Raw genomic sequence first — 24,964 nt, 5'->3', positions numbered from 1 at the left:
ATGCCCCCCGCATCGGCTCATCGGCCCTGCGCCGTCAACGCGTCCAGCGTCGTCCGGAGGAAGAGCCGCACGGCGGCCGTCTGCCGTTCGTCGAAACCGGACAGGACCGCGACCGCCCCGTCGATGAGCGGGCCGAAGTGGCTCCACCCCAGTTCCTTGGCGCGCTCCTCGACCTTCAGCAGGACCCGGCGCCGGTCCCTGACGTCGCGGATCCGCCTGACCAGGCCGAGCCGTTCGAGGCGGTCGATCACGGCGGTGGTGCCGGCCGAGTTCAGGCCCAGGCCCGCGCCGAGGAAACCGGCGGTGGCGCCGGTCCCGGCCCGCTCCGCGTCCAGCAGGCGGATGAGCGCCCGCACGTCGGTGACGTGCATGCCGTGTTCGGCCGCGAAGTCGGCCTGGCGCAGGCCGTACTCCACCGCGACCGCCCGGAGCAGATGGAAGATCTCCATCTCCGGGCCCTCGTGCCCACGCGTCACCATGGAACCTCCTATGGCCGCGATCCGCACGCCCTACGGCACGACCCACGTCAACTCCGTCGGGCCCGCGGACGCGCCGCCGGTGGTCCTCCTGCACGGCGGCGGGACCACCTCGACCGTCTGGTTCGCCACGGCGACGGCGCTCGGCGGTGCATACCGGGTGCATGCGGTCGACACCGTCGGCGAGGCGGGCCGCAGCGTCGCGGGCGAGCGCGCGATCCGTACGGTCGACGACATGACGGCCTGGCTCGACGCCGTGCTCGACGGGCTCGGCGCCTCGGCGGTGTCCCCGGCAGTGTCTCTGTGCGGCCATTCCTACGGAGCGTGGAGCGCACTGCACTACGCGGCGCACGCCCCCGGCCGGGTGCGGGCGCTGGTGCTGGTCGACCCCACCAACTGCTTCACCGGCTTCTCCCTTCGCTACCTGCTGCGGGCCCTGCCGATGCTGCTTCGCCCGACCGTACGGCGACGCCGCGCGTTCCTCGAATGGGAGACCCGGGGCGCGGCCCTGGACGAGACGTGGCTCCGCCTCTACGACCACGCCGCCGATTTCCCCGCCGCCCGCCCCCTGACCGGGCCGCGTCCCGCCCCGGAGGCGCTGCGGGCGCTGCGGCTCCCGGTGCTGCTCCTGCCGGCCGAGCGCAGCCGGTCGCACGACGCCGGCCGGGTGGCCGCCTCCGCCGCGGCCCTGCTGCCCCGGCTGGAGACGGCCCTGCTGCCCGGGGCCACACACCACACCCTGCCCCTCGCGGCGCCGCCCGAGATGGACGCGCGCATCGCGGAGTTCCTCGCCGCGCACGGGCGGGACGACTGATTCAGGGGCGGAACCAGTGCTGGGGACGGGGGTCGGTGTTCTGCCAGATGTGCTTGATCTCGCGGTACTCGTTCAGGCCGGTCGGGCCGAGCTCCCGCCCGACGCCGGACTGCTTGAACCCGCCCCACTCCGCCTGCGGCAGGTAGGGGTGGTAGTCGTTGATCCACACCGTGCCGTGCCGCAGCCGGGCGGCCACCCGCTGCGCCCTGCCCGCGTCCGCCGTCCACACCGCCCCGGCGAGGCCGTAGTCGGTGTCGTTGCCCAGCGCGACGGCCTCGTCCTCACCGGAGAACCGCTCCACCGTCAGCACCGGGCCGAACGACTCCTCGCGGACCACCCGCATGCCGCGGTGGCACTCGTCCAGCACGGTCGGCCGGTAGAAGTAGCCCTTCCCCTCCACCCGCCGGCCGCCGCAGCGCAGCTTGGCTCCCTCGGCGACGCCCGCCTCGACGTACGCCTCCACCTTGGCCAGGTGCCGGGCGGAGACGAGCGGCCCGGCCTCGGCTTCGGGGTCGAACGGCCCGCCCAGCCTGATGCGCTCGGCCCGCCGTACGACCTCGTCCACGAACGCGTCGTGGACGGAGTCCTCCACCAGCAGCCGGGCGCCGGCCGAGCAGACCTGGCCCGAGTGCAGGAAGACTGCCGTCAGCGCGAAGTCGACCGCGGTGTCGAAGTCGGCGTCGGCGAACACGATGTTGGGGTTCTTGCCGCCCAGCTCCAGAGCGACGCGCTTGACCGTCCGCGCGGCCGTCGCCATGATCCACCGCCCGGTCGTCAGCCCGCCGGTGAACGACACCATGTCGACGTCCGGGTGCTCGGCGAGCGGCGCGCCCGCCTCCGCGCCGGCCCCGAGCACCAGGTTGCCGACGCCCGGCGGCAGCCCCGCCTCCTCCAGCAGCCGCATGAGCAGGATCGCCGTGGACGGGGTCAGCTCGCTCGGCTTGAGCACGAAGGTGTTCCCGGCCGCCAGCGCGGGGGCCACCTTCCACGAGGTCTGCAACAACGGGTAGTTCCACGGCGTGATGAGCCCGCACACGCCGACCGGTTCGTAGACCACCCGGCTGACCGCGTCGGCGCGGCCGGTGTCGACCACCCGACCGGCGTCGGTGCCCGCGATCCCGCCGAAGTAGCGGAAGCACGCGATCACGTCGTCGACGTCGTACTCGCTCTCCACGAGGCGTTTGCCGGTGTCCAGCGACTCGGCCCGTGCGATCTCGGCCTTGTCCCGCTCCAGCAGACCGGCCACCCGCAGCAGCAGCGCGCCGCGCTCGCGCTCGGGCGTGCGCGGCCACGGGCCCTCGTCGAAGGCCCGCCGGGCCGCCGCGATCGCCGCCTCCGTGTCGGCGCGGCCGGCCTCCGCCACGGTGGCCACGTGCTCCTCGTCGGCCGGGCAGCGGATCTCCCGTCGGCCGCCCTCGGCGGCGTCGCGCCACTGCCCGCCGATGTACAGGTCCTTCATCTCACGCGTCCTTACGGTGCCGGTAGAACTCCACCGGCTCGGGGGCCAGGGGAGTGTTCCCGAGGATCAGGTCGGCGGCCTTCTCCGCGACCATCATCACCGGCGCGTAGATGTTGCCGTTGGTGACGTACGGCATGACCGAGGCGTCGACGACGCGCAGGCCCTCCAGGCCGTGCACCCCCATGGTCAGCGGGTCGACCACGGACATCTCGTCCACGCCCATCTTGGCCGTGCAGGAGGGGTGCAGGGCGGTCTCGCCGTCCCTGGCCACCCAGTCGAGGATCTGCTCGTCCGTCTCGACCTCCCGGCCGGGGGACAGCTCGCCGCCGTTGAACCCGTCCAGTGCGGACTGGTTGAGGATGTCGCGGGCCACCCGTACGGCCTCGACCCACTCGCGGCGGTCCTGCTCGGTGGACAGGTAGTTGAACCGCAGCGCCGGCTTGACCCGGGGGTCGGCGCTCTTGATCTTCACCGAGCCGCGGGCGTCGGAGTACATCGGCCCGATGTGCACCTGGTAGCCGTGGCCTCCGGCGGGCGAGCTGCCGTCGTAGCGCACGGCGACGGGCAGGAAGTGGAACATCAGGTTCGGGTAGTCGACGTCCTCGTTGCCGCGGACGAAGCCGCCGGCCTCGAAGTGGTTGGTCGCGCCGGGGCCCTTGCGCAGGAACAGCCACTGCGCGCCGACCATCGGACGGTTGATCCACTTCATCGCGGGCTGCATCGAGACCGGCTGCTTGCAGGCGTACTGGATGTAGACCTCCAGGTGGTCCTGGAGGTTCTGGCCGACGCCGGGCAGGTCGTGGACCACGTCGACGCCGTGCGCCTTCAGATGGTCGGCGTCGCCCACGCCGGACAGCTGCAGGAGCTGTGGGGAGTTGATCGCGCCGCCGCAGAGGATGACCTCCCCGGCTCGCACCCGCTTGCCGTCGAACTCGACGCCGACCGCGCGCTTCCCCTCGAACAGGATCTTCGTGACGAACGCCCCGGTCTTCACCGTGAGGTTCGGCCGCTTCATCACCGGGTGGAGGTAGGCCCGGGCGGCCGACAGGCGGCGCCCGCGCCGCACGTTGCGGTCGAACGGCGCGAACCCCTCCTGGCGGTAGCCGTTCACGTCGTCGGTCAGCGGGTAGCCCGCCTGCTGCACGGCCTCGAAGAACGCCTTGAACAGCGGGTTCCTGGCCGGCCCGCGCTCCAGCACCAGCGGCCCGTCGTGGCCGCGCATGGGGTCGGCGTCGTCGGCCGCCAGGCAGTTCTCCATCCGCTTGAAGTACGGCAGGCAGTGCGCGAAGTCCCAGGTCTCCATGCCCGGGTCGGCGCCCCAGCGCTCGTAGTCCAGCGGGTTGCCGCGCTGGAAGATCATGCCGTTGATGCTGCTCGACCCGCCGAGCACCTTCCCCCGGGCGTGGTAGATCCGCCGGCCGTTCATGTGCGGCTCGGGCTCGGACTCGTACTTCCAGTCGTAGAACCGGCTGCCGATGGGGAACATCAGCGCGGCGGGCATGTGGATGAACACGTCCCACAGGTAGTCGGGACGGCCCGCCTCCAGTACGAGGACGCGGTTGGAGGGGTCGGCCGACAGCCGGTTCGCGAGCGCGCTTCCCGCTGATCCACCACCGACGATGACAAAGTCATACATGTCCGCCTCCCGGGCAGGATGATATTGATATGCGCAATAGAGTGCAGCATTCGCAACGTCATGGGTCGGACCCCGAGCCCGCGGGGACCGACGAGGCCGCCGCGCGGTCCGAGGGGAGCGGCGGCGTCCAGTCGGTGGACCGTGCCGTGACGATCCTGGAGATCCTCTCCCAGCGCGGCGAGGCCGGCGTGAGCGAGGTCGCCGCGGAGATCGGCGTCCACAAGTCCACCGCGTTCCGGCTGCTCGGCGCCCTGGAGGCGCGCGGCTTGGCGGAGCAGGCGGAGGACCGCGGCAAGTATCGCCTCGGCTTCGGCGTCGTCCGTCTCGCCGCCGGGGTGGCCGCCCGGCTCGATCTCGTCCAGCAGAGCCGGCCGGTGTGCCGGCGGCTCGCCGAGGAGATCGGCGAGACCGTCAACATCGCCGTCGCGCGGTCCCACTACGCGATCAACCTCGACCAGGTGCGCGGGCCGGCGGCCGTGACCGCGCACAACTGGGTCGGCCAGCCCACCCCCCTGCACGCCACGTCGAGCGGCAAGATCCTGCTCGCCCACCTCGACGAGCGGCACCGCGAGCGGCTCATCGCCGCCGCCGGGCTGGAGCGCTTCACGCCCGCCACGGTGACCGACGCCGCCGAGTTGCGGCGGCAGCTCGACGAGGCGGTGCGGCGGGGCTACGCGGTCACCGTGGAGGAGTACGAGATCGGGCTGAACGCCATCGCCGCGCCCATCCGCTCCCACGAGGGCGAGGTGGTGGCCGCGGTCAGCGCCTCCGGCCCGGCCTACCGGTTCAGCGAGGAGCGCATGCGGGAGCTCGCGCCCGTGCTCGTGGCGGGCGCCGACGACATCAGCCACCGTCTCGGCCACGCGGGGTGACGGCGCTCACCGCGCCACGGCGGGCTCGTTCACGCGGCGGCGCCACCGGGTGAACGAGCGGGGCTGGTCGACGCCGAGCACCGCGACCGTGCGGCCCTCCCGCCGGTAGACGGCCAGGAACCGGCGGGACGCGAGGTCGCCCTCCTCCACGCTCACCTCGTCTCCCGGCAGCGTGTGCCCGGCGAACTGCACGCGCAGGCCGTACTGGTCGGACCACAGGTAGGGCGGCGCGAGGGCGTCGGGCACGGCGGCGCCGCCGGACAGCAGCGTCGCGGCGGCCGTCGCGGGACGCCGCGCCGCGCCGGTCCAGTGCTCCACGCGCAGGTGGGCGCCGAGGGCGGGGTCGAACCAGGCGGCGCAGTCGCCGACCGCGACGACTCCCGGCACGCTCGTCGCGCCGCCCGCGTCGCAGACGACGCCGTCGCCGACCTTCACCCCGCTGCCGTCGAGCCACTCCACCGCCGGCCGCGCGCCGATCCCGGCGAGCACGACGTCGGCGTCCAGGCGGCGGCCGTCCTCCAGCAGCACGCCGTCGACGCGGCCCTGGCCGCTCAGGGCCCGTACGGCGGCGCCGCAGATCAGACGCACTCCGTGGTCCTCGTGCAGCCCGGCGAGCGCGGCGCCCATCTCGGGCCCGAGCGCGCGGGCGAACGGCGCGGGCGCCGCCTCGACGATCGTCACGTCGAGCCCAAGGGTGCGGGCGACGCAGGCGACCTCGGCGCCGATGAAGCCCGCCCCGATCACCACGAGCCGCCGCGCGCCGTCGAGGTCGGCCCGCAGGGCCGCCGCGTCCTCGACCGTGCGCAGCGTGTGCACTCCGGCGAGGTCGCCTCCGAGGGTGCGGGCGACCGCGCCGGTGGCGATCACCACGCCGTCGGCCTCGACGGCGGATCCGTCGGCGAGCGTGATCCGCAGCGGCTCGCCCTGCCGCAGTCCGGTGGCGGCGACGCCCAGGCGCCATTCGGCGTCGAGGTCCTCGCCGTCGCCTTCCAGAGCGAGGTCCGCCGTCGTCATCTGGCCCGCGAGGAACTCCTTGGACAGCGGGGGCCGGTCGTAGGGGCGGTGGGGTTCGGCCCCGACGATCGTCAGGCGCCCGCCGAAGCCCTGCGCGCGCAGCGCGCGGGCCGCCGACAGCCCCGCGAGCGACGCGCCGACGATAGCGACGGAATTCACGGCACCCTCACGCGTCTGCGGCCGACCCGGTACGGACGCCGGGCGGGAGGTTGGGCGGCAGGTCCGACGGCACGACGTAGACGGTCTCGTCCCGCACCACCACCTGGTGGGTGCGCACCGGCAGCTTCGCGGGAGGAGCGTCCACCCGGCCCGTGCGCAGGTCGAAGCGCGACGCGTGCAGGGGGCACTCCACCTCGCACCCTTCCAGCCACCCGTCCGCGAGCGAGGCGTCCTGGTGCGTACAGGTGTCGTCCACCGCGTACAGTTCACCGTCCTCGGTGTGGAAGACGGCGATCGGGGGATCTGTCTCGATTCGAAGGGCCTCGCCCCGGGGCAGGGCGGCGAGGGGGCACGCAGGAATCATTGCGGAGGTCCCAGTTTCGTAAAGTGGAACAGGAAGCGCTATGCGCAACAGATTGAGTGGAGATCGCGCCAAAGTCAAGGGGCGACATATCCCTTGATGGGTGATAAGCGGGACTCTGGCTCCCGGCTGTTCCTTACCAGGTGAGGACCTGCGCGAAGACGTACGGCCCCGCCGCCGGTCGCGGGAAGGGCGACGGGCGACGGGGCCGTACGAGGAGAGCGGGGCATCGGGCCGGACCGGGGTCCGGCCGGGGGCGGGATCGGTGGGTCAGGTGGTGACGGTCGTGCGGCCGCGCACCTGCAGGACGGTGAGCAGGCCGACGACGACGGTGACGGCGCCGGTGATCCAGGCGGTCCACGCCGAGGTGGCGTCGCCGTCGAAGCCGAACGCCCAGGGGGAGACGACCAGCAGGGCGCCGAACGCGGCGGTCACCCAGGAACTGGCGCCGCCCGCGCCCAGGACGGACCACAGGGCGGAGACGACGAGCAGGGCGCCGAGGATGAGCAGCGGTTGCGCGGCGGCCTGGGCGTCGGCCCAGAAGAACGGCGCGAGTACCGCGACCAGCCCGGCGACGAGGGCGACGATGTCGGACAACGATCTCGTGAGATCCATCCGTGCCTCCGTACGGGGGAGAGGTGACCTATCACCCGACGGTGTGCCTGATTGACCGCCCGGTCAACAATCCGCTACGTCAGGATTACCTAACCCTGTGTCACCTCGTCCTGAACCGGGCGGGTTCGGCGCCGAACCGTCGGCGCCGGACGGGGCGGTGAATGCGACCAAGACGGTCGTGAAGGACGGCGCCTCCATGAATGGGGGCGGGGCCGGCCGGCTCATCGGCCGGCCGGCCCCGGGTCGTGCTGTCGCGGCGGTCCTCGTCGTGGGGACCGGGATCACCGCGGAATCAGCGGCTCAGCGGCAGCTGAGCGCGGTGTAGGCCGCGTCGTAGGACGTGGTGACCTGCTTGCCGTCGATCGTCGCGGTGCCGGTGACGGTCACCGTGCCCGCGTCGATCTGCCCGGCCCGGGTGTTGAAGGACTGGTAGGCCTGGTTGCCCGGAGCCACGTCGGCCACCGTCTTGGCACCGTACGGAGTGGTCAGCGTCACCGTCGCCAATGCGTCTGAGCCGTTGACGGCCGTCACCGCGACGTACGCCGAGGTGCCGATGCAGCGGGACGAGGCGGTCACGGTCAGCGCGACCACCGGAGCCTTGTCGACCGTGACGGTCTCCGTGTTGTAGTTCTTGCCGTTGCCGTCCGGCTTGTAGTTCTTCTCGACGTTGCCCGCGAGGTCCATGGCGAACCAGTGCACCTCGGTGGTCTTGTCGATCGAGATCTTCGCGGCGCCCTCACGCATGCCCGAAGAGGTCAGCTTGGGCGAGCTCAGTGTCGGCCGGCTGCCGTCGAGGGTGTAGTAGACGTTCGCCGGCTCGTCCACCGTGAAGGTGAACGTCGCCGAGCCGTCGGCCCTGTCGGTCACCACGAGCTTCGACTCGGGCTTCTGCTTGTCCTTCTGGTACGTCTGGGCGACCTCGAGGATGCCGATCTGGCCGTTGGAGAACTCCATCGCCTCCTCGTGGCCCTCCTCGAACGGAGGCTGGAAGCCGACCGCGGTGTACCTCTTGGTCGCCGGGTCGTAGACGTCGGCGCCGACCTCGAAGTCCCAGCCGATGATGCCCTTGTTGTACCAGAACTCGTCGGCGCTGTTGCCGGCCGCCGAGTAGAGCACGTCGATCACCGGGCCGGTGCGCCCCGGCCAGATGGCCGTGCCGCGCCAGCCCTGGACGGCGGACAGGATGTGGTTGGAGGCGTTCCAGAAGTACTCCTCCGTGCCCAGGTCCGGGCGCGGCAGCGCCTCCCGCCCGGCGGTCTTGTACGCTCCCGGAGGCCACATGAAGTAGCCGCCGTAGGAGTGGGTGTTCATCGCGAACTTGATGTTCGGGAACTTCTCCGTGAGCCACACCTCGTTGCGCGTCTCCGGCTCCGACAGCTCCGCGGGCCCGGCGTAGGTGTCGCTGGTGCAGGTGGTCGAGCCGCCGTTGTATCCGTCGTAGACGCTGCCCACCGAGAAGTTGCGGTTGAGGTCGACGCCCCAGGAGTTGCGCCGCCCCGGGTCCGATCCGTCGGCGGCGCAGTGGTTGACCATGTTCCTGCGCTGCATGTTGTAGTCGTACATCGAGTAGTGGGCGCCGTCGGGATTGATCGTCGGCACGATGAAGATGTCGAGGTTGTTCACCAGTTTCTTGGTGTCCGCGTCGAGCGCGTAGTTGCGCAGCAGCCGCTCGGCGGTCTCCACACAGGTGAGCGGGGTCACCCACTCGCGGGCGTGCTCCTGGCAGTAGAGGAACACCCCGGTCTTCGAGCCGTCCCGGCTCTTGCCGATGCGCAGCGCCTTCATCTGGAACGGCTGACGTGAGACGCTCGCCGGAGCCTTCAGGTTGTCGGTCAGCTTCGTCGCCGGAGCCGCGGCCACCACACCGGAGCCGTTGCCGGTCCGGTAGAGGCTGGCGGTCAGCAGCGCCGACGCCGCCGCGTTGCCGTTGACGGCGTCCACGACCTGAGCGGCCGTGCTGGTGACCGCGCCGGAGGCGTCCGTGGCCAGGTTAACCACGACGTCCTTGCCGTTAACGGCGACGGAAAGCGGGGCCGAGGCGGTCCCGGGGCTCACCAGTGCGACGCTGACGTCGTTGCCGCCCTCGCTGCCGTACGCCTTGGACGTCACGTAGAACGTGCTCGCCAGCGCGTTCCCCGAGCCCGTGCCGAACTGCGCCTGCGCCTGGCGGCGGTAGCCGTTCGTCTTGTACGGGAGGTCGACGATCTCCGAGATCTTCGGGAACTGCTTGGACAGCCACACCATCCGGCCGGTGACCTCGGTGGGGTCCATGTAGTGGTCGATGAAGTCCTGCACGTAGTGCTTGCCCGGCGCCTTGCGCGGCTCGCCCAGCCACTTGGTCACCGGCACGGTGATCGAGCCGCCCCGGTTGCTGGTGATCGTGACCTGGGTGGGGGCCTCCGTGATCGGCAGCGGCGAGTTGTACCGGTGGTACATGTACTGCCCCGCGTCGGTGAAGCGGGACATCGTCGTCGAGCCGCCGGAGTCGGGGGCCGTGCCGGGGCCGCTGTCCCAGGTGGCGGTGAGCACGGTCTGGGCGTCGGTCGCGCTCGTCTTCACCTCCACCGACAGGAAACGCTGGTTGTCGAGGCTGGTGAACCACTCGGCGCGCAGCGGGGTCAGCGTGTCGGTCGCCGCCGCGTCGGCCGACGCGGTGGCGAGGGCCTGCCGGCGTTCGGCCAGGTTCGCGGCGTAGTCGCTCTGGTCGGAGATGGCGTCGCGGACGTCGAAGCCCCGGTCGCGCAGGCTGCGCGCCTCGTCGGGACTGAGCACGGCGTGCACCTCGATGCCGCCGTCGACGGGCTTGCTGTATTCGGCCAGGTCGACGCCCAGGGCGATCAGCCTGTCCACGCCCGACTGGTCGGCGACGACGACGCGCATCAGCGCGACGCCGTTCTGCGCGGTGCTGGACGCGCGGTCGGGCGGGACCGGATCGGGAGAGGGATCGGCGAGCGCCGGGAGGGCGTTCAGGGTGATCGCCAGGGGGAGTGCGAGCGCGGCGACGTAGCGACGCGCCCTCCGGGGAGAGCTACTCATCGAGTTCCTCCGTCTGGCGTGCCTTCCGGGGAGAGGGGGGTCAGCCCGGAGTGATCACGCGAGGTCGAGGGAAGTCTTTGCCACCGCGCAAACGGCGTCAAGGTGCATGAACACCCCAAATTTGGGATTTTTCCGTAATGAGATGAGTTAGTGCTCGATTGGGTATTTAGTGCCTCTTGCCTTATGGGACGGCATGAGTAACGGCCTGGAACGCTCCATGCGTCACCGCATCAGCGCGAGGCGTACGGCCTCGGCGACGGGCACGCCTCCGCCGATGAGTTCGAGGACGCGGTGCCGTGTCCGCGGTGCGTCGAGCAGCGCGGCGATCACGGCGGCGACGTCGTCACGCGGCACCTCGCCGGGAGGCAGCGGCGGGTCGGCCAGCGTGACCAGGCCCGTCCCCGGCCCGTCGGTGAGCCGCCCCGGCCGCAGGATCGTCCAGTCGAGCGGCCGTGCGCGCAGATCCTCCTCCGCCGCGGTCTTCGCCGTGATGTAGGCCGCCCAGACCTCGTCGCGTCCCGGGGCGGGCGGCGCTCCCGCGCCCATGGTCGAGATCTGGATGAAGCGGGACACCCCGGCTCGTTCCGCCGCTTCGGCGAGCAGCACCGAGGCGCCCTGGTCCACGGTGAACTTGCGTGCCGCGCCGCTGCCGGGTCCCGCCCCGGCGGCGAAGACCACCGCGCCCGCGCCGAGCAGCGTCTCAGCCACATCCTCGGGCGTGGCCCGCTCCAGGTCGCACACCACCGCCTCGGCGCCGGCCGCTTCGACGTCCGCGACCTGGTCCGGATCGCGGATCAGCCCCACCGGCGCGTCACCCCGCCCGCCGAGCAGGCGGGCCAGCCGAAGAGCGATCTTCCCGTGCCCGCCCGCGATCACCACGCGCATGCGATCACCTCCGCGCCGATCCTGCCACGGCCCGCCCCGGCGACCGGGGCAGGCCGCGCCGTCGCTTTCACTGGTCAGTGGTTACTTGTTGTGATAGTCATCTCACTACATGTAATCAGCAAAGTGTCTGTGGAGATGCCATGCTCATAGGCGTACTGACCGTCACGGCGGCCGTCGGACTGGTGGCCGTGGCGGCCCTTCTGTTCCGGGCGCTGGGCCGGGGCACCGACGACCGCGATCCCGGCGGCACGTCCGCCGGGCACGCCGGGTCGATGCTCTCCTCGCTGTTCCTGCTCGTGTTCGCCATCGCGATCGTCGTCCCGTGGACCTCGGCCGACTCGGCGCGGCAGAACACCTACTCGGAGACCCAGGCGCTCGTGGAGGCCTACTGGGCCGCCGCGCCGTTACCCGCCCCCGACGCCGCCCAGGTGCGGGAGGGACTGCGGGAGTACGCGCGGTACGTCGTCGAGGACGAGTGGCCGCAGATGGCGGCCGGACGCCTCGGCACCGAGGGGACGGCGCGCCTGGAGGCGCTGCGCGCCCGCGTGACCGAACTGCCGGTCACGACCGACGAGGCGCGCGACGCCAGGGACGCCGTGCTGGAGCGGATGACGGACATGTTCGCCGCCCGCCGGCAGCGCGCCGCCGACGCCGGCACCGAGCCGCCGCCCGGCGTCCTTCTCCTGACGGTCCTCACTGGCGTCCTCGTCATCGTCTTCCCGTTCCTGGCCGGGGCCCGGCCCCGGGGGCTCACGCTCGTGCCGGTGACGGCGATGGCGGTCCTGCTCGGCGTCGGCGTCTACCTCGCCTGGAACATCTCCCACCCGTTCAGCGGTGGCCTGGCGGTCAAGCCCGACGCGTTCGTGAGCGCCCTGCACGAGTTTCAGCGGATCCCCGAGGGCCGCTGACATGGGCAGGACGGCGGGCCCGCGCGCGGCCGTCGCGGTCGTCTCCGCCTGCGCCGCGCTGACCTGCGCCACGCTGACCGCCGCTGCTCCCACGCCGGTGCGGGCCGAGCGGCAGAGTGCGGGCACGGCTGGCAGCGCGACGGGCAGCACGGCGGGCAGCACGGCGGGCAGCACGGTGACCCGGATGGCGGGATCGGAACGGCCGGAAGCCAGAGGGGTGGTGCGGGCAGCCGCGGGCGTGTCCCTCAAAGCGGACGATCCGGACGGACCCGGCCTGCGGGTCGGTGTCTGCCTCGACGTGGACGTGATCGTCGGCCTGCACGCCGAAGTCGGCATCGGAGGGCCCGGCTGCACGCCGCCGACGCCCGTGCCGCCGCCCGCGCCCTCGCCTGAGCCGCCGCCACCGTCACGGGCACCCGAGAAGCCCGCACCGGCGCCACGGCACTCCCCGCACCGGGTGGCGGCCGCGCTCCGGCCGCCGGCCGCGGTGCCGTCGCCCCGCCCTCGCCCGACGCCGCGGCCCACCCCGTCGCCGTCGAGGTCACCGGTCTACCGCGTGCCGGCCATGCGCGCGGTCGCCCCGGTGCGGCACCGCAACCCTCTGGGGACTCTCACGGTCGTCGTGGTCCTGTCGGTGGCGATCGCCGCCGCCGGTGCCGCCGCCTTCCGGCGGTAGGAGAACACGGACATCACGCGTTACATTGGGCTCGCAATCTCGATCATGAAATACCGCGGTCGCGCGGTGAAGGACGTGAGCCCTATGACGGCCGAGCAGGCGCCTCGTGGAGTCGATCCGAGCATTCCGAACGCGGCCCGCATGTACGACTACTTCCTGGGCGGCAAGGACAACTTCCAAGCCGACCGTGACCTGGCGAACCTGGTGCTGAGCGTGCTGCCCGAGACCAAGGAGGGCACCAGGCAGAACCGCCGGCTGATCGGCCGGATCGTGCGTTACCTGGTGGACCAGGGGATCAGGCAGTTCCTCGACCTCGGGTCGGGACTTCCGGCGCAGGACAACGTGCACGAGGTGGCCCACCGGCTCGCGCCCGACACGCGCGTGGTCTACGTGGACAGCGATCCCGTGGTCTGCGCGCACGGCCGGGCGCTGCTGGCCGACCCCGACCGGGTGGCGATGATCCAGGCCGACGCGCGCCACCCCGCGGAGGTCCTCGGCGACCCGCGGGTGCGCGAACTGATCGACTTCGAACGGCCGGTCGCGGTGCTGATGATGTTCTTCGTGCACCTGGTGCCGGACGAGGACGACCCGCAGGGGTTCGTCGCCGCCTACCGGGAGGCCCTCGCGCCGGGCAGCTACCTCGCGCTCTCGCACGTCTGCGGCGACGCCGCCCCGGAGCGGATGGACAAGATCGCCGACTTCTATCGCCAGGCCAACGTGCCGTTCGTCCCCCGATCGCGTACGGAGATCGCCCGCTTTTTCGGCGATTTCGAGCTGATTCCTCCCGGCCTGGCCAGCGGCTCCGGGCCGGAGAACGTCTGGCCGTTCGGCGACGAGGAGACCTCGATGTTCGCCGACGAGGAGACGGCTCGCATGGGCTGTGCGGGAGTGGGCCGCAAACCCTGACGCGGGAGCCGGCGCCGCGCCCGAGGGCGGCGCCGGCTCCGCGCGCCTTCGTTCAGGACCGGTTCGCGCGGGCCACGACCTCCTCGCTCGTCAACGGGCTGCTCGGGTGGTGACTCAGGCACAGCGGTGTGCGGACCTTCGTGAAGGACCCGCCCTCGAACGCCGCGTAGAACTGGCCGGACCGCAGCCGCGACACGTCGAGGACGTCGCCGCCCTTGGCCCTGGCCAGCTCCCGCGCCGCCGTGATCTGGGTCGGCGCGTTGAGCAGGCCGAAGAACTGGGTGGCGGCGTTGCCCGTGATCCGGTTGTGCAGGCCCTTCGGCGCCTGGGTGGCGAACACCAGCCCGAGGCCGTACTTGCGGGCCTGGGCGGCGAGGGCGAGCGTGCTCTGGGTGCACACGGTCGCCGTCCCCGACGGGGCGAACGTCTGGGCCTCGTCCATCACGAACAGCCCGCCGAGCGGGCGGTCTCCCGCGGGATGCCGCTTGATCCAGGAGAACAGCGCCATCTGCAGCTGGTTGACGAAGCCCTGCCGCTGAGCGTCGGAGGCCATGCCGGTGAGGCTGATCACCGACACGCGGGCCCGCTTCCCCTCCGGCGGCGTCAGCAGGACGCCGGGATCGACGGGCGTCCCGGTCCCCGCGAACAGGGGATCGCTGATCGTCTCCGCCCTCAGGTGCTGGGCCATCTCGGTCGCGAGCCTGGCCGCGCCTTCGAGACTGCTCACGCCGTCCGGCAGGTCGTCGAGCAGAGCGATCAGGCCGCCCAGCCCCGTGCCGCCGCGCCGCCCGTAGTGGGCGACGGCCTCGCGGAGCACCGCACGGCCGAGGTGCGCCCTGGCCGCCCTCGTCTCCAGCTTCGCCCGGGGCACCAGCGCGGCGACCGCGGCGTCCACCGCCTCACCGAACTCGTCCGCGTCGTCGGCGATGCTCGCGAAGTCGGGCAGCGGCTGGAAGCTCAGCGGGCGTCCCGACTCCTTGCGCGGCGTCCAGATCACCACGTCGGTGTTCGCCAGGTAGTCGTCGGCCTTGGCCTCGTCGCCCTCGCCCCACTCCCCGGGTGGCTCCGGCCACCGGTCGCCGAGCCGCGCGAGGTCGTTGTTCGCGTCGAGGACGATCGCCGAGACCCCCTGAATGGCGCACTCCTCCACGAGACGGCGGATCAGCACCGTCTTGCCGGAGCCCGAGCCGGCGAAGACCGCCGTGTGCTTGCGCAGGGTCTCCATCGGGATCCGTACCGGCCGGTTGTCCGAGGTCGCCGCCCCGATCGTCAGGTACGGAGCCGTCGTGACCTCGTCCGCCGGCGACGGCGTGGGCGGGTGGGGCTCGACCACTACCTCCACGACCGGCGGATCGGCCTGCGGCGTTTCATCGGAGGGCGGAAGCGGCGGCCAGACCTGCAAGTCGGGATTGGTCGTGCCGGCGCCGCCGGGAAGTGTGACGCTCGGGCCGGCCGGTTCCGGCGTCCCCCCGGAGGGCGGTGACGGCGCGGTGCCGGGGCCTTGCGACGGCGGGGTGCCGGGGGATGGCGCGCCGGTCGCCGGCCGTGACGTGAGTCGTGGCACGGCCTCCCACTGGAGCAGCTGCCGCTCGGGATTGGCGGTGCGCCGGGTGCGGCCCAGCGATCGGGGCGTCCGCGAGGACATCTCGCTCCCGGTGCCGGACACGCGCGGAACGGCCGCGTCGCTGAGCGCCTCGGCGAACAGCTTCACCTCGCTCGTCGGTCTCCGGGAGACGAGCCATGCCTGGAGCTCCGGCGGGTTCGCGGCGATCAGGTCACGAAGCGCCGCGAAGATCCGGAGGTCGTCCTCCTCGATCTGGAGCACACGGCCGCCCGCCTGCTCGAAGGCCGTGAGCGCCTCCTGCGTCACCGGTCCCTTCGCCCAGCTCTGGTTCCTGAGCACGAACAGTTTGCGCGCGGGTATCCGCTCGTCGAGCCCGGCCGCCGTCGACGCGGCCTTCAGCCGGTTCAGCGCGGCGATGTGATGGGACGCCGAGATGGCCCGGAAACACCAGTGGGCCTCGTTCTCCGTCGCCTCGTCCAGCGTTCTGCGAAGACGGGCGTGCAGGGGCGGCTTCGTGCTCGGCGGCGGGTCCTGGGCGAACAGGCGCCCGTCCTCGCCCTGCTCGGTGATCCAGGCGGACAGTCCGGCCGACAGCAGGCGCGGCATCACGGCGTCCTCCGTGATCGGGTCCAGCGCCTCCGCCACGTCCGCCCGCTTCCGCAACTCCGCGAAACGCTTGTCCAGCTTCGTGAAGTCGTTCGGCGGGCCGATAATGATCCGACGGTCTCGGTCAGGTGCGCTGCCGGTCAGCCGTTCCAGCTCGGTGATCTCCCCGCTCGCCAGGCACGACCGGACGTGCTTGTCGATCCGGATGAGCAGTTGGCGAGGGGTGTACTGGTTCGCCTCCTCGAACGCCTTCGGCTTCACCGGCCAGGTCGGATACGGCGGCATGAACCCGGCCGCTGCGTACTGCGCCCCGAAGCGCTTCTCCACCAGCGCGATGCCGGTCGGCGCATCGGGGATGCCACCGAGCGGCGTGGTCTCCCGGAACCGGTCCTGCACCGTGTCGGTGGCTTTCGTCCTGATGAGCTCCCATGTGGCCGGAAGGCACGAGAGGACGGTCAGTGTGCGCCGGGTCATCTCCCGGAGCGCCATCAGGCCGCCCGCGATCCCGTCCAGGACCGCCGTCTGAGGCCAGGACTCCTGGCCGTCGTCCGTCATGGCGACGGACGACTGCGCGATCAGGACGTCGATCTGGTCCACCGCGATGACGGCGGGCCCGGTGAGCGCCACCAGCCGGGACAGGTCTCTGACGATCTCCTGCGGGGACTTGGCGATCGGGGTGAAACCCCAGCGTGCGCGTTCGCCCGGCTCTCCTTCCGGCGCGGAGGTGAGGTAGGCGTCCCCGACATCCTGCGCGGAAAGGTCGCCGCAGGCACGCAGGACGAGGGCCCTCGCGACGTCCTGGGCGACGCCGCCGACGTGCCGGTCGTACCGGCGAAGGGCACGCACGAAGGCGTCCAGGTCCCCCTGGGAGAGCGCCTCCTCACCGGTCACGGGCCGCCGCGCGTCCTCCGGCACCTCGGCCAGCAGGCAGAGGCGCCACAGAAGCTCCTTGAGCTGTGTCCCCGATCCCGGAACCGGCCGGGAAAGGCTGTCCAGCATGGACAGCAGCACGCTCTCCCAGAAGCTCCTGGCGTCGAGCAGACTAACCAGGAAGAAGTAGCCGTCCTCCTCGTGGACCTTCTGCCTGACCCAGCCGAGCAGGTGCGTCTTGCCAGTGCCGCGCTGCCCCTGGACGACGACGCCGATGGGGCTCGCGTCGGCGCTCTCCTCGGCCTCGATGAACCCGTCGAGGATGGTCTGCGCGGTCTGCCGGTGCAGGGCTCCGACGTGGAACGGGAGCGGCCGCCAGACGTCGTCGGGAACCTTGGCGTAGTTGAACCGCAGCGCCGCCAGAGCGTCCAGTTCCTTGCCGGTCATCATGCCCCGATCCAGATGCGGTGCTTGGGCTGGTCACCGATGACGACCGCCGCGTCCCGGTCGGCGGGCGTGAGGGTCTTCTGGTTCTCCCAGGGGACGAGACGCACGTCGGGGAGGGCGATCATCCGGCGGAGGGTGGCGTCGACCTCGGACCTGGGGGCTTCGTCCAGCAGCGGGCGCAGCTGGGTCAGGCTCACCCAGGCGTTCGGCGTGTCGGCGAGCTGCGCGTAAGCCTTGCGGATCGCCGTCTCGACGTCGTCCGGCGAAAGGACGTCCGCAGTCGGCGTCTCCGTGATCGCGGCCGCCGCCTCCGCAGCGGGCGGTTCTTCGATCGCCGCCCGGGCGACGGCGGGCACCAGGTCCTCCTCCCGGGTGAAGATCTCGCCGAGAGCGCTGCCGGTCCGCTCCACGTGCCGCTGGAGGCCGGAGACCATGGCCCGGACGACCGCTTCGAGCACTCGTGGGGCGAGGGCCTTGGACGTGGGCAGGCCCTGCCGGAAGATCTCCTTTGCCCTGGCCCAGCCGTCGTCGCTCAGCGTGTAGGTGAACGACTGGCCTCTCTTACCGACCTCGATCAGCTTGAGCCGCTGTAGGTGCTCGCGTTCCTTTTTGCCGATGTCGAAGCCGAACTGCTCCTTGAGCTCCGGGTTCGTGAACTCCCGGGCCTCGGCCATGAGCAGCAGGAGTATGGCGGTCTCGCGTTGGGAGAGGGAGTTGTCAGGCATGGGGCGATCCTTCGAACGTTCCATTGCGACGGTGGTGGTGCAGGAAGCGCTCCAACTCGGCGAGCACGGTGCCGAGACGCTCCAGCACCTGGTCGTTGGTGAAGCGGCGGACGGCGTAGCCGTCCCGGCGCAGGCGCAGGTCGCGCTGCCTGTCCGAGGCGAGGCGGCGCGGGCTGAGATGCTCGGGGCCGTCGATCTCGACCACGCAGCGCTCGGCCCGCCAGAGCAGGTCGACGCGGATCGGGTTGCTGAGCGGTCCGGAGGCGTGGAGTTGGTTCCACTCGCGGCCCCCCGCCCAGGCGCACGACGACAGCGCCGCCTCCAGTCGCCGCTCGGCGGCGCTGCCCGGATGGGGCACTCCGGCGAGAGGCGGGTACGTGAGCGCCGGCGGCGGGAACCTCTCGGCGCCGCCGGGCGCGACCTCGCGGACGAGGGCGGCCACCGTGTCGGGGATCGGGGCGGACACACTCTCGATCCGGTCCACGAAGCGCGGGGGAGGACCGGTGAGCCAGATGCCGAACCCGCCGTGGTGGGCCAGCCATTCGCACGCCGCGACCAGCACCTCCTCCGCGGACGGAGTGAGATCGGGCGGCATCCGTACGAGGATCGCGGCCTCGGCCCGCCGGTAGCCCGAGCACAGCACCCGGGCCAGCCCCGCGGCGCGGATCTCGGGCGGGAACGTCCCGGCCCGGCCCGCCGTGCCGCCTCCGGCCGTGACCCCGTTCGTGGCGGCCCGCTCGCGCAGTGCTCTTTCGGCCAGGTGGGCGAGGAAGGGCGCGAAGTGCCGGGTGGCGGAGCCCGCACGCAGGGCGTGGGCACGGACGGCGGGGACGGCCGCCCCGCCGGTTCCGGTGATGCCGTCCGCCTCGGGCAGCCAGGCGGGGAACATCGCCAGCGCGGCGGACTCCAGCTCCCTCAGCACGTCGGCGACCACGGCCGCGGGGGTCCCGGCCGGGCGGGGGACGTAGGTGACCAGCGCGGGCGCGTCATCGGGCAGGGGGCCGATCGCCAGCGCGACGGCGTCCGGGTCGCCCTGCAGGTGCACGTCCTGTCCCGCGTGCAAGTGCACGTCCTGTTCTGCGTGCAGATGCACGACCCGGCCCGTGGGAAGCTCCCTCCACGAGCGCGCCACGCCGTCCCCGCCCTGTCGTTGAAGATCCGACAATCTTGACCCGGCAGAGGGTATCGGGCAGTGACAGGACCGTCCACAGAATCGGGAATTTCCGGTTCTGTGCTCCTGTGCCCTCGGCCCACACCGCTTGTCCGCAGCTCGGCGGACGGCGGGAGCGGCGATCCCGGGGCTCGCGTCAGGTGGAGTGCACGGTTCCCCGGGCTGTGCGGCGAAGGTCGTGACGCGGCCCGCGCCCTCGGTCGGACGGCACGGGCCCCGTCGCCGTGGTTACGGCCGATCGCCGATCTTCTCGACCCAGCCGGAGGATTCGTACACGGTCTTCTTGCCCGTGCGCGCGCCGACGCGGACGCCGCGCCCGACGCGCTCAGCCTCCCTGTCTGGGCCGTAGCGTCATGCGGAAGTCGCGGGTGCGGGGCGTGGGCTTCGCCTTCGCGGTGGCCCCGCCCACGACGACCTCGGCGTCCAGGCCGCTCGTGGTCCGTCCCCGGCCGGTCTCGCCGTCGTACCAGCTCTCGGTGGAGGAGACGAGCACCTTGCTCGGCGGCTGCGGCTCGTAGAGCCGCTCGCGGCTGTACCGATATCGGCCCGTCTTCACGTCGGCGCGGGCGGCGTTGTCGGCTCCCGCCAGGAGGAACGACCGCGCGTCGAGTGTCACGACCGCCCGGCTCGCCGGGGCGGACGCGACGCCGCCGGCCGGTGCGCCCGCCTGGCCGGGCATTGTGGCACCGGACATGAGGGCCGGGACCGCCAGCGCGGCGGCCACGGCTGCCGCCGCGCCCGCGAGCACCAGCCGGGTATACGGGTGCGGGGCGGCGAGAGGGACGGCCGGCGATCGCGAAATCTCGCGAACTACGCCGTCTCGGATCTGATCAGACGGAGGAACGCCTTGATGCCCGACAGGACCTCCTGGTTGTCGGTGAGGCGGCTGAGGGAGTCCTCGAACGTCCTGCCCATGGCGTCGAGCCGGTGGTCGAGAGCGTCCCCCCGGGCCGTGGCCGTGTGGAACCCGGCGCGCGTCTCCCCCGCGAGGGAGTCGAGGCGCTCGGCCAGCTCGGCGGCCCGGGCCTCGGACTCCTCGGCCCGCGCCTCCAGCGCGTCGACGCGCCCGGTAAGCGTGACGACGTCCTCGCGGGGATAACGGACCTCCTCCAGCATCGTGGTCATCCGGCTGCGCAGGTGGGAGAACCAGGCTCCGGCCGGCCGGAAGAACGTGCCGAGCAGGTAGAAGACGGCGAAGTAGTAGCCGACGGTCTCGCCGGAGAAGTAGGTGATCGCCGCGAGCAGGGCGGCCGACACCAGGTGGGCGGCGACGGCGGCCCGGCGCATGCGCACCGCGATGCGGCGGGCCTCCGCCTCGCGCTCCGGCGAGACCGCCACACCGCGCTCGCGGCTGACACGTATCTCGTGGATCAGGGTGTGGGCCTGGAAGTACAGGTTCCACGGCACCGTCAGGAGCACGATCAGCCAGAGCAGGCACAGCGCCCCGAAGCCCAGCGAGACGACCACCGGCGGCGGCACGTCTACCACGTAGACGAGGACGACCCCCGCGATCGTGGAGACGATCGTGAGAAAGACGATCCCGCTTCTGCTCACGGTCATCCTTTCCGTCGGTGTCGTGACACGTCAGTGTCGCCGCCGGATCGGCGCGCGGGCATGAGCGCAATCACTCGGATCGGGTGAGTACGACCGCTCAACGGAAAAAGGGGGTGGCCCGGGACCCGGACCACCCCCCACTGGTCAGTTGAAGACGGGGACCCCGTCGCGGACGAGCTTCCAGTTCGGCTCGGCGAACGTCGCCGGGTCGATCGTGCCGGTCGCCGCGGCGTACTCGATCAGCGCCTGGCGGATCTCCACCTGGGCGTTGTAGACCACCGGAGCGGTCGAGACGTGCGGGAAGCCGCCGCCGCCCGACTGGCGGTAGTTGTTGATGGCCACGACGAACTGCTGGTCGGCGGTGACCGGCGTGCCCTGGTAGGACAGGCCGACGATGCGCTGGCCGACCGGCTTGGAGATGTCGATGTCGTACGTCACGCCGGAGAGCTGGTCGTAGTTGTAGTCGGGCGTGCCGCCGGCGTTCGTGAGCGTGCCGAGGTCGACCGGCGCACCCGGGGCGACCTGGGCGAAGTACTTCGCCGAGTACTCCAGGAAGTCCTTGATCTGGGCGCCGGTCAGCTTGATGCCGAGCAGCGTGTTGTCGTAGACGTACAGTCCGGCCATGTCGCGGACGCTGACCGGCCCGGCCGGGAAGACGGCGGTGCGGCTGAACGGCGCGGCGATCGACAGCACCGGCAGCGAGGCGTCGGCGGTGCCGGCGATGGCCTTGCTCACCAGGTCGGTCTGGACCTTCTGGATGTAGTCGAGGATCGGCGTGTCCTTGTACGGCGACTCGGCCGCCGACAGCTCCTGGGTGGACTGCGCGATGACCTTGTTGACGTAGCCGACGGTCTTGTCGTGCTGCGCCTTCATGAGCGCGACGATCTTCGGGTCCTCGGTCACCGTGTTGGTGTTGAGCGTGGTGGACGACTTGCCGGTGACCGCCCACTTGCCGCGCTGCTTGGCGAGTGTGAAGTCGACGACGCTGAGGCGCTGGCCCCACCTGCTCGGCTCGGTCAGCAGCACCTGCTGACCGGTGGCCTTGTTGGTGACGAAGCGCTGCGGCACGTCGTTGTGGGCGTGGCCGAACAGGACGGCGTCGATGCCGGGCACCTGCTCGGCGACCATGGCGGCGGCGTTCTCCACCGGCAGGTCGGAGCCGTACGACGACAGGCCGTTGTCCCCCGCGTGGGCGGTGACCAGGACCACGTCGGCGCCGAGGCCGCGGATGACCGGCACCCACTTCTTCGCGGTGTCGACGAGGTCGAGGAACTTCAGCTTCCCGTCGACGTTCGCCTTGTCCCAGATCGCGACACCGGGGTTGGTGAGGCCGAGGACGCCCACCTTGATCGGCTTCTCGCCCTTCACCTTCATCGTCTTGAGGACGAACGGCTGGTAGGCCGGCAGGCCGGTCTTGGCCGAGACGGCGTTCGCGCCGAGGACCGGTGCCTTCATCTGCTCGACCCACGCGGCCAGCAGCGGCAGGCCGTAGTTGAACTCGTGGTTGCCGAGCGTCACCGCGTCGTACCCGATGGCGTTCATGGCCTTCGCCATGGGGTGGGTCTCGCCGGTCGAGGTGATCGGCTCGATCTTCGCGTAGTAGTAGTCCAGCGGCGTGCCCTGGAGGGTGTCACCGGAGTCGAACAGCAGGGTGTGGCCGGCGCCGCGGTCGGTACGGATCTGCGACACCATCGTCGAGATCTTCGCCAGGCCCACGTCGTTGTGCGCGCTGTCGTCGTACTCCGCGTTCTTGAAGTAGTCCCAGTTGAGCGCGTTTCCGTGGATGTCGGAGCTGGCCATGATGGTGATCTTGACCGGGTGGCTCGGGGCCGCTGTGGCGGGCGTGCCGGGCAGGAGGAGACCGAGGGCCACGACTCCGGCGCCCGCGGTCAGCCTGATCGCTGAACTCATGGTGGCTGACGATAGTAAGGCGTAGTTACCGGGTGGTCACGAAGTTCTTAACCGGACATGTCGCTACAAGGTGACACGCTTGTCACTCGCGGTCCGCCGTGCGCTGGGTAGGACGAGTGGGATGGCGGACAAACTCGAGACCTACCGGGCCAAGCGCGACGTGACGCGCACCAGCGAGCCGATCCCCGCCGAAGGGCCGCTGCCGCGGGGCGAGGACGACACGTTCGTCATCCAGGAGCACCATGCCCGGTCCCTGCACTGGGACCTGCGCCTGGAGCGGGGCGGGGTGCTGGTCTCCTGGGCGATCCCCAAGGGCCTGCCGCCCGACCCCGCGACCAACCATCTCGCCGTCCACACCGAGGACCACCCCATGGAGTACGCCCGGTTCGAGGGTGAGATCCCCAAGGGCGAGTACGGCGGTGGCACGATGACGATCTGGGACCGCGGTCACTACGCGACCGAGAAGTGGAGCGACCGCGAGGTCAAGATCGTGCTGAGCGGCTCCCGGGTCGCGGGCCGCTACGTGCTGTTCCGGACCCGCGGCCGCAACTGGATGATCCACCGGATGGACCCGCCCAGCGGGCGGTGGGAGCCCCCGCCGGCCTCGCTCGCGCCGATGACGCCGGTGACGCGCGCCCGCGCGCCGCGCGATCCCGGGGCGTACGCCTGGGAGTTCTGGTGGGGCGGCGCGCGGGCGCTCGCGTACGTGGAGGGGGGCAGGCTCACCCTGCGCGACGCGCGCGGCGCGGACGTCACGGGGGAGCACCGCTGGCTGCGCCCGATGGCCGAGTCGTTCGGCAGCAGGGCCGCCGTCCTGGACGGCGAGGTCGTCACGTTCGCGGGCACCCCCGTCTACGTCGCCTACGACCTGCTCCACGACGACGGCCGGTCGTCGCTGGACGAGCCGTTCGAGCGCCGCCGCGCGGGCCTGGAGAGCCTCGGGGTGAACGGGCCGCGCTGGCAGACGGCGCCGTCGTGGCCCGGAGAGGTCCGCGCCGTACGGCGGGCGGCGGCGGAGCAGGGCCTGCCCGGCGTGGTGGGCAAGCGCCTCGACTCGGCGTACGCGCCGGGGGAGGAGTCCCCCGCCTGGGTGCGGCTGCCCGGGAAGGCAGCAGGGTAAGGCCGCAGGGTGAGGCCACAGGGTAAGGCGGGTGGCGCGGGGTAGGGAGGACGAGGGGAGGTGTCGACATGTCCGAGCAGCACCACCCGGTCGCCGGCGAGCACAAGTACGAGCAGGAGATCGGCGCCCCGGACGAACACGAGGAACGCCCGGGCCGCAGCCTGATCACGACCGACCACGACGTCATCAAAGGGTGGGCCGAGGAACGGGGTGCCAAACCCGCCACCGTCCCCGGCACCGAGCACGAGGGCCGTCCGGGGGTTCTCCGCTTCGACTTCCCGGGCTACGGCGGCGGCGACCTGCAGGAGATCTCCTGGGACGAGTGGTTCACGACGTTCGAGGAACGCAAGCTCAACTTCATCTACCAGGAGCACCGCAGGGACGGCAGCCCGAGCAACTTCTTCCGGCTGGAGAATCCCGAGCGCGAGGACGCCTGAATCCCTGTCCGCTCAGGTCTTCCCGCCGTCCCGGGCCGCGGCGCTCGCCGACCGGATCAGGCCGAGCTCGGCGGCGTAGTCCTCCAGCTTGGCCCGCAGCTGCCGGCGTCCCCGGTGCAGCCGTGACATGACCGTGCCGATGGGAACGTTCATGATCTGCGCGATTTCCTTGTAGGCGAATCCCTCCACGTCGGCGAGGTAGACCGCCAGCCGGAAGTCCTCGGGCAGCTCCTGCAGCGCCTGCTTCACGCGGGAGTCGGGCAACCCCTCCAGGGCCTCCACCTCCGCGGACTTGAGCCCTGACGAGGTGTGCGAGGCCGCCTCGGCGAGCTGCCAGTCCTCGACGTCCTCGGTCGCGGCCCGCTGCGGCTGCCGCTGCTGCCTGCGGTAGGTGTTGATGTAGGTGTTGGTCAGGATGCGGTACAGCCAGGCCCGCAGGTTCGTGCCCTCGCGGAACTGGTGGAAGTTGCTGAAGGCCCGCATGAACACGTCCTGCACCAGGTCTTCGGCGTCGGTGGGATTGCGGGCGAGCCGTAGGGCGCCGGCGTAGATCTGGTCGATGTACGGCAGCGCGTCCCGCTCGAACCGCAGCCGCCGTCGCTCGACCGCCGTGTCGTCGACGATCGTCATACCCCCACCTCCCTGAGAGCCTGCCTCTATCAGTTACGACCGCTTTGTCCGGTCCGGCCGCACGGTCCGCCTACCCCTGGTCTCCCTTTCAACACGGCTCGCGGGGCTGTTT

Annotated in this window: 22 protein-coding genes; 7 read left to right on the top strand and 15 right to left on the bottom strand. The window is 71.6% G+C overall.

All coding sequences use genetic code 11. From position 1 onward, the window contains the following. Positions 1–17: 17 nt before the first annotated feature. On the bottom strand, positions 18–479 hold the full coding sequence (locus HHX41_RS32835; protein WP_182909052.1) for a MarR family transcriptional regulator: 462 nt from the start codon (positions 477–479) through the stop codon (positions 18–20). 10 nt (positions 480–489) lie between these two features. On the opposite strand from HHX41_RS32835, the gene HHX41_RS32830 reads away from it, so the two are divergent. Beyond that, positions 490–1,290, top strand: coding sequence for an alpha/beta fold hydrolase (locus tag HHX41_RS32830; RefSeq protein ID WP_220504630.1), 801 nt, complete (start codon positions 490–492; stop codon positions 1,288–1,290). A gap of 1 nt (position 1,291) precedes the next feature. Here HHX41_RS32830 and HHX41_RS32825 read toward each other — a convergent pair whose 3' ends face one another. Together HHX41_RS32825 and betA are read right to left on the bottom strand one after the other, a co-directional pair. Continuing rightward, on the bottom strand, positions 1,292–2,749 hold the full coding sequence (locus HHX41_RS32825) for an aldehyde dehydrogenase family protein (protein ID WP_182909050.1): 1,458 nt from the start codon (positions 2,747–2,749) through the stop codon (positions 1,292–1,294). Between the two features lies 1 nt (position 2,750). Continuing rightward, a complete protein-coding gene (gene betA, locus HHX41_RS32820; RefSeq protein ID WP_182909049.1) occupies positions 2,751–4,385 on the bottom strand; it encodes a choline dehydrogenase in 1,635 nt (544 codons plus the stop codon). Between the two features lie 29 nt (positions 4,386–4,414). Between betA and HHX41_RS32815 the strand changes: the two genes are divergently transcribed. Further along, positions 4,415–5,257, top strand: a complete 843-nt coding sequence (locus tag HHX41_RS32815) for an IclR family transcriptional regulator (RefSeq protein ID WP_182909048.1) — start codon at positions 4,415–4,417, stop codon at positions 5,255–5,257. Between the two features lie 6 nt (positions 5,258–5,263). On the opposite strand, the gene HHX41_RS32810 is transcribed toward HHX41_RS32815, so the two are convergent. The 5 genes from HHX41_RS32810 to HHX41_RS32790 form a co-directional block, all read right to left on the bottom strand. Then, positions 5,264–6,430, bottom strand: a complete 1,167-nt coding sequence (locus tag HHX41_RS32810) for an NAD(P)/FAD-dependent oxidoreductase (RefSeq protein ID WP_182909047.1) — start codon at positions 6,428–6,430, stop codon at positions 5,264–5,266. A 7-nt stretch (positions 6,431–6,437) separates the two neighbouring features. Continuing rightward, a complete protein-coding gene (locus tag HHX41_RS32805) occupies positions 6,438–6,794 on the bottom strand; it encodes a bifunctional 3-phenylpropionate/cinnamic acid dioxygenase ferredoxin subunit (RefSeq protein WP_169986757.1) in 357 nt (118 codons plus the stop codon). Between the two features lie 267 nt (positions 6,795–7,061). After that, complete coding sequence (locus HHX41_RS32800) at positions 7,062–7,406, bottom strand: SPW repeat protein (RefSeq protein WP_169986759.1); 345 nt, start codon at positions 7,404–7,406, stop codon at positions 7,062–7,064. 300 nt (positions 7,407–7,706) lie between these two features. After that, complete coding sequence (locus HHX41_RS32795) at positions 7,707–10,442, bottom strand: M14 family metallopeptidase (protein WP_182909046.1); 2,736 nt, start codon at positions 10,440–10,442, stop codon at positions 7,707–7,709. 222 nt (positions 10,443–10,664) lie between these two features. Then, a complete protein-coding gene (locus tag HHX41_RS32790) occupies positions 10,665–11,327 on the bottom strand; it encodes an SDR family oxidoreductase (protein ID WP_182909045.1) in 663 nt (220 codons plus the stop codon). A 140-nt stretch (positions 11,328–11,467) separates the two neighbouring features. On the opposite strand from HHX41_RS32790, the gene HHX41_RS32785 reads away from it, so the two are divergent. The 3 genes from HHX41_RS32785 to HHX41_RS32775 are packed head-to-tail and all read left to right on the top strand — an operon-like array spanning position 11,468 to position 13,817. Continuing rightward, positions 11,468–12,235 carry a DUF4239 domain-containing protein gene (locus HHX41_RS32785; RefSeq protein ID WP_182909044.1) on the top strand — a complete coding sequence of 256 codons (768 nt, stop codon included), beginning with the start codon at positions 11,468–11,470 and terminating at the stop codon, positions 12,233–12,235. A gap of 1 nt (position 12,236) precedes the next feature. Next, positions 12,237–12,911 carry a hypothetical protein gene (locus tag HHX41_RS32780; RefSeq protein ID WP_182909043.1) on the top strand — a complete coding sequence of 225 codons (675 nt, stop codon included), beginning with the start codon at positions 12,237–12,239 and terminating at the stop codon, positions 12,909–12,911. A 45-nt stretch (positions 12,912–12,956) separates the two neighbouring features. Continuing rightward, positions 12,957–13,817 (top strand): SAM-dependent methyltransferase, encoded by an 861-nt coding sequence (locus tag HHX41_RS32775; RefSeq protein WP_249350682.1) that lies wholly within the window; start codon positions 12,957–12,959, stop codon positions 13,815–13,817. Positions 13,818–13,869: 52 nt separating this feature from the next. Here the strand turns inward: HHX41_RS32775 and HHX41_RS32770 are convergent, their stop codons facing one another. The 6 genes from HHX41_RS32770 to HHX41_RS32745 form a co-directional block, all read right to left on the bottom strand. Then, positions 13,870–17,307 (bottom strand): helicase HerA domain-containing protein, encoded by a 3,438-nt coding sequence (locus HHX41_RS32770; protein WP_259401478.1) that lies wholly within the window; start codon positions 17,305–17,307, stop codon positions 13,870–13,872. Beyond that, positions 17,304–18,029: a hypothetical protein gene (locus HHX41_RS32765; protein ID WP_182909042.1), complete on the bottom strand. Its 726-nt coding sequence runs from the start codon at positions 18,027–18,029 to the stop codon at positions 17,304–17,306. Before HHX41_RS32765 ends, HHX41_RS32770 begins: the two co-directional genes overlap by 4 nt. Continuing rightward, on the bottom strand, positions 18,022–19,092 hold the full coding sequence (locus HHX41_RS32760) for a DUF559 domain-containing protein (RefSeq protein ID WP_182909041.1): 1,071 nt from the start codon (positions 19,090–19,092) through the stop codon (positions 18,022–18,024). Before HHX41_RS32760 ends, HHX41_RS32765 begins: the two co-directional genes overlap by 8 nt. A gap of 433 nt (positions 19,093–19,525) precedes the next feature. Continuing rightward, positions 19,526–19,948, bottom strand: coding sequence for a hypothetical protein (locus tag HHX41_RS32755; RefSeq protein WP_182909040.1), 423 nt, complete (start codon positions 19,946–19,948; stop codon positions 19,526–19,528). Positions 19,949–20,010: 62 nt separating this feature from the next. Continuing rightward, on the bottom strand, positions 20,011–20,754 hold the full coding sequence (locus tag HHX41_RS32750) for a hypothetical protein (protein WP_220504629.1): 744 nt from the start codon (positions 20,752–20,754) through the stop codon (positions 20,011–20,013). A 144-nt stretch (positions 20,755–20,898) separates the two neighbouring features. Further along, positions 20,899–22,665, bottom strand: coding sequence for a 5'-nucleotidase C-terminal domain-containing protein (locus HHX41_RS32745; RefSeq protein WP_182909038.1), 1,767 nt, complete (start codon positions 22,663–22,665; stop codon positions 20,899–20,901). A gap of 121 nt (positions 22,666–22,786) precedes the next feature. Between HHX41_RS32745 and HHX41_RS32740 the strand changes: the two genes are divergently transcribed. Both HHX41_RS32740 and HHX41_RS32735 read left to right on the top strand, forming a co-directional pair. Beyond that, positions 22,787–23,785 (top strand): DNA polymerase ligase N-terminal domain-containing protein, encoded by a 999-nt coding sequence (locus tag HHX41_RS32740; protein ID WP_182909037.1) that lies wholly within the window; start codon positions 22,787–22,789, stop codon positions 23,783–23,785. 68 nt (positions 23,786–23,853) lie between these two features. Next, complete coding sequence (locus tag HHX41_RS32735) at positions 23,854–24,222, top strand: hypothetical protein (protein WP_182909036.1); 369 nt, start codon at positions 23,854–23,856, stop codon at positions 24,220–24,222. A 12-nt stretch (positions 24,223–24,234) separates the two neighbouring features. Here HHX41_RS32735 and HHX41_RS32730 read toward each other — a convergent pair whose 3' ends face one another. Beyond that, positions 24,235–24,852, bottom strand: a complete 618-nt coding sequence (locus HHX41_RS32730; protein ID WP_182909035.1) for a sigma-70 family RNA polymerase sigma factor — start codon at positions 24,850–24,852, stop codon at positions 24,235–24,237. Between the last annotated feature and the right edge of the window lie 112 nt (positions 24,853–24,964).

This window comes from Microbispora sp. H13382 (assembly GCF_014161445.1).
In the GTDB taxonomy this organism is placed as follows: domain Bacteria; phylum Actinomycetota; class Actinomycetes; order Streptosporangiales; family Streptosporangiaceae; genus Microbispora.
Note: the sequence above shows the minus strand (reverse complement) of the source record. Positions and strands in the feature narration are given on the sequence as shown.

Excerpts from the sequence above, each read along its gene's own strand:
- HHX41_RS32780 (WP_182909043.1), top strand. The coding sequence starts at position 12,237 with ATGGGCAGGACGGCGGGCCCGCGCGCGGCCGTCGCGGTCGTCTCCGCC.
- HHX41_RS32765 (WP_182909042.1), bottom strand. The coding sequence starts at position 18,029 with ATGCCTGACAACTCCCTCTCCCAACGCGAGACCGCCATACTCCTGCTG.
- HHX41_RS32745 (WP_182909038.1), bottom strand. The coding sequence starts at position 22,665 with ATGAGTTCAGCGATCAGGCTGACCGCGGGCGCCGGAGTCGTGGCCCTC.
- HHX41_RS32825 (WP_182909050.1), bottom strand. The coding sequence starts at position 2,749 with ATGAAGGACCTGTACATCGGCGGGCAGTGGCGCGACGCCGCCGAGGGC.
- HHX41_RS32770 (WP_259401478.1), bottom strand. The coding sequence starts at position 17,307 with ATGATGACCGGCAAGGAACTGGACGCTCTGGCGGCGCTGCGGTTCAAC.
- HHX41_RS32815 (WP_182909048.1), top strand. The coding sequence starts at position 4,415 with ATGCGCAATAGAGTGCAGCATTCGCAACGTCATGGGTCGGACCCCGAG.
- HHX41_RS32735 (WP_182909036.1), top strand. The coding sequence starts at position 23,854 with ATGTCCGAGCAGCACCACCCGGTCGCCGGCGAGCACAAGTACGAGCAG.
- betA (WP_182909049.1), bottom strand. The coding sequence starts at position 4,385 with ATGTATGACTTTGTCATCGTCGGTGGTGGATCAGCGGGAAGCGCGCTC.
- HHX41_RS32785 (WP_182909044.1), top strand. The coding sequence starts at position 11,468 with ATGCTCATAGGCGTACTGACCGTCACGGCGGCCGTCGGACTGGTGGCC.
- HHX41_RS32775 (WP_249350682.1), top strand. The coding sequence starts at position 12,957 with ATGAAATACCGCGGTCGCGCGGTGAAGGACGTGAGCCCTATGACGGCC.
- HHX41_RS32805 (WP_169986757.1), bottom strand. The coding sequence starts at position 6,794 with ATGATTCCTGCGTGCCCCCTCGCCGCCCTGCCCCGGGGCGAGGCCCTT.
- HHX41_RS32835 (WP_182909052.1), bottom strand. The coding sequence starts at position 479 with ATGGTGACGCGTGGGCACGAGGGCCCGGAGATGGAGATCTTCCATCTG.
- HHX41_RS32790 (WP_182909045.1), bottom strand. The coding sequence starts at position 11,327 with ATGCGCGTGGTGATCGCGGGCGGGCACGGGAAGATCGCTCTTCGGCTG.
- HHX41_RS32830 (WP_220504630.1), top strand. The coding sequence starts at position 490 with ATGGCCGCGATCCGCACGCCCTACGGCACGACCCACGTCAACTCCGTC.
- HHX41_RS32730 (WP_182909035.1), bottom strand. The coding sequence starts at position 24,852 with ATGACGATCGTCGACGACACGGCGGTCGAGCGACGGCGGCTGCGGTTC.
- HHX41_RS32795 (WP_182909046.1), bottom strand. The coding sequence starts at position 10,442 with ATGAGTAGCTCTCCCCGGAGGGCGCGTCGCTACGTCGCCGCGCTCGCA.
- HHX41_RS32740 (WP_182909037.1), top strand. The coding sequence starts at position 22,787 with ATGGCGGACAAACTCGAGACCTACCGGGCCAAGCGCGACGTGACGCGC.
- HHX41_RS32800 (WP_169986759.1), bottom strand. The coding sequence starts at position 7,406 with ATGGATCTCACGAGATCGTTGTCCGACATCGTCGCCCTCGTCGCCGGG.